The sequence below is a fragment of the Teichococcus aestuarii genome, from assembly GCF_042651065.1.
In the GTDB taxonomy this organism is placed as follows: domain Bacteria; phylum Pseudomonadota; class Alphaproteobacteria; order Acetobacterales; family Acetobacteraceae; genus Pseudoroseomonas; species Pseudoroseomonas aestuarii.
In genome coordinates this window covers 1-3068 of record NZ_JBHSCH010000130.1, presented here as the reverse complement: position 1 = coordinate 3068, position 3068 = coordinate 1, and the positions used below count along the sequence as shown (strand labels likewise).

At 68.0% G+C, this 3068-nt stretch carries 4 protein-coding genes; all 4 read right to left on the bottom strand.

What is annotated here, in order from left to right; translation table 11 throughout:
- Nucleotides 1-25 precede the first annotated feature (25 nt).
- Genes ACFOY6_RS23810 through tnpA form a run of 4 tightly spaced genes read right to left on the bottom strand, consistent with a single transcriptional unit; the run spans nt 26 to nt 2971 of the window.
- Nucleotides 26-625, bottom strand: a complete 600-nt coding sequence (locus tag ACFOY6_RS23810) for a plasmid pRiA4b ORF-3 family protein (protein ID WP_379632445.1) — start codon at nt 623-625, stop codon at nt 26-28.
- A complete protein-coding gene (tnpC, locus tag ACFOY6_RS23805; RefSeq protein ID WP_379652426.1) occupies nt 622-2196 on the bottom strand; it encodes an IS66 family transposase in 1575 nt (524 codons plus the stop codon). Before tnpC ends, ACFOY6_RS23810 begins: the two co-directional genes overlap by 4 nt.
- A 47-nt stretch (nt 2197-2243) precedes the next feature.
- Nucleotides 2244-2591, bottom strand: coding sequence for an IS66 family insertion sequence element accessory protein TnpB (gene tnpB / locus ACFOY6_RS23800; protein WP_379632443.1), 348 nt, complete (start codon nt 2589-2591; stop codon nt 2244-2246).
- Nucleotides 2588-2971, bottom strand: coding sequence for an IS66-like element accessory protein TnpA (tnpA, locus tag ACFOY6_RS23795; protein ID WP_379632441.1), 384 nt, complete (start codon nt 2969-2971; stop codon nt 2588-2590). The genes tnpB and tnpA overlap by 4 nt, the downstream gene beginning before the upstream one ends.
- Nucleotides 2972-3068 lie beyond the last annotated feature (97 nt).

Sequence of the window (3068 nt, the reverse complement as noted above, 5' to 3'; positions counted from 1 at the left end):
GTATTCATCCGGCGAGGGCCGCGGGTCAAACTGCAGGTTTGCGCTTGACGGGTGGCTTGCGCGCCCATGCCTTGGCCAGGGCTGCGACGGCTTTGGCATAATCGTCGATGTTGATGTTGTCGGGATCGAATGGCCCGCCAGCCCATTCCGTCATCTCGGTGTGGTTTTCGTGCTGTGGATCAGCGATGGCCTCGAGGAACTCGGCGTAGCTCCAGGGACCGCCAACGTCCTCGGGCGGGCAGCGTCCGGTCGCGTCGATCAGGAGCGGGTATATCAGGTCGGGCACGGCATCCGCGATGCGCTCGATCTTGACGGTGTGTTCCCAGCCATCGCCGAAGTCGTAGAGGTACCGCAGAGTCTTCGCGCCGGTGTCCTCGATGGCGTCGATGAGACGGGCCTTGCAGGCGTCGAGGGGACCTCCACCCCAGTCCGGGTCGGGAATGCCCCAGCCCACATCGCGCACCCGGATCTCGTAGAGATGGCTGTTGGTCCAGCCCATGGCGGCCTGGAGCACCAGGTGCAGGCGATCGAGCCGGATCGTCAGCGGCACCTCGACCCGGCGCAGGACTACGGGCTTGACTTCATTGAGGGTGATCTTGAGCCGGGCAATGCTGTTGGTGATCATGCCGCCGCCTTTCGTCGCTCCATCTTCCGGACCCAGTTCCAGGGCAGGAGTTCATGCAGCTTCGAGGCGGGATGGTCGGCAATTCTGGCCAGCACGTCAGCAAGCCAGGCACGCGGGTCAACGTCGTTCAGCTTCGCTGTGGTGATGAGCGCGTACATCATCGCGGCCCGCTCGCCACCCCGATCGCTCCCTGCGAACAGCCAGGCCTTTCGGCCGAGGGCCACGCCACGGAGGGCACGTTCCGCGGCATTGTTTGTCAGGCAGATCCGGCCATCGCTGAGGAACCGGGTAAACGCGGCCCAGCGTTTGAGGGCATAGTCCAGCGCCTTGGCCACATCGTTGTGGCGCGACAGCCTGCCCCTGGTCTCTAGCATCCAGGCATGGAGGTTGGTAACGAGCGGCGCGACAACGCTCTGCCGGTGCTGCAGGCGCTCCGCCGCCGGGCACCGGTTCACTGCCCGCTCGGCATCGAACACCTGGTCGATGCGCCGCACGGCCTCGGCAGCCAGCGGCGCGCGGGCGACCTCGGCCAGCTCGAACACCTTGCGCCGGAAGTGCGCCCAGCATGCCGCCTCCGTGACCGGCCCGGGCCTGCGGCTGGCCAGGTAGAGGTCGCCGAACCCGGCATAGGCGTCGGCCTGCAGGATCCCGCTATAGGAGACCAGGTGTCGCTTGGGATGCTCGGCGGTCCGATCGCGCGAGAAATAGAACACCGCGGCGGGTGGCGCAGGTCCGGCAAAAGGCTGGTCGTCCCGCACATAGGTCCAGAGGCGCGCCGTGACCGTCTTGCCGCGGGCGAGTAGCGGCACCGTGGTGTCGTCGCCATGCAGGCGCTTGGCGGCCAAAACATGCGCCTCAATGAGAGCGTGGAGCGGCGAGAGCACGGCCGCCGCGGTGCCGACCCAGTCCGCCAGGGTGGAGACGCTCAGCTCCACCCCCTCGTGGGCATAGCTCTCGCTCTGCCGGTTCAGCGGCAGATGCTGACCGAACTTGGCCTCCAGGACCATGGCCAGCAGGTTTGGTCCGGCCCTGCCGCGGGCGATCGGATGGAACGGCGCGGGCAGCTGGGTAATGCGCTCGCAGGCCCGGCAGGAGAACTTCTCCCGCACGGTCTGGATGACCTTCCACGACCGCGGGATCACCTCCAGGGTCTCGGTGACGTCCTCGCCAAGCTTGGACAGCTTGCCGCCGCAGCAGGTGCAGGCAGAGGGCGACGGGACCACCACCCGCTCGCGCGGTAGATGGGCAGGCAGAGGCCCGCGGGAAGGCCTGCGCGGCGGCGGTGCCCCGGGCTGGGTTCCCGCCTGGTTCTCCGCCCGCGTCGTGTCCTCAGCCACTGTCGCGACCAGCTCGCCGAGTTCCAGCTCCAACTGATCCAGCAGCTTGCGGCCGCGCTCGGAGGAGGCGCCGAACTTGTCGTGCTGGAGTTTGGCGATAACCAGCTTGAGGTGGGTGATCATCGCCTCCGCGCCGGTGGCACGGGCCTCGGCCGCGAGGCGCGCCTCCCGCTCGACCGCCAGTGCCGCGCGCAGGCTCTCGACATCATCAGGGTCAGCCGCGGCGGGTGTCATGCCGGAAGTGAATCAGATGAATGCGTGCTCTGCCAGCACAATCAGGCTCAGCCCGCGGCCAGTGGCCTGTAGGTCCGCTGCGGGTTCCGCCAGTCGATCCCCTCCAGCATGTAGGCCAGCTGCGGGCCGGAGATGGACACCACGCCATCGGCCGGTGAAGGCCAGATGAAGCGTCCGCGCTCCAGCCGCTTGGCGTAGAGCGACATGCCCAGCCCGTCGTGCCAGAGGATCTTGACCAGGTCGCCGCGCCTGCCGCGGAACACGTACAGATCGCCCGCATGGGGATCTCGGGCTAGTGCCTCCTGCACCTGCAGCGCCAGCCCGTTCATGCCGCGGCGCATGTCGGTATGGCCCACCGCCAGCCAGACCCGCACGCCAGAGGGGACCGGGATCACCGGCGCAGTGCCGTCAGCACGCGCCGCAATGCAGCAGCATCCACATCAGCACCCACCCGCACACAGGTGCCGTCCGGCAGCACGATCTCGATCCGACTGTCCGGCTGCCGGGGCTGCGCGACCTCGGACCGCCCCATCTCGGCAGGCGGAGGATCACTGATCTGGATCGGCAGGAACATCGGCTCGGGACCTGTGGCCCGCCGTGCAAGCTGCCCCCGTCGTGCGTCACGCCGCCAGTTCCATAGCAGGCCGCGGCTCACATCATGGCGGCGAGCGACCTCGGCGAAGCAGGCGCCCGGCGCCTCCACCTCCGCCACGATCCGCAGCTTGTCCTCGGCCCGCCAACGGCGCCGCCGTTCCAAGCCATTGATGATCTCCATCCCGGCCGACCCCCGCCCTTAGCGACACACTCAAGAACGTCGCTAAGATCAGGAGCTATCTCACATCCAGGAAGGCGGCCGCGGCCGGACGGATACG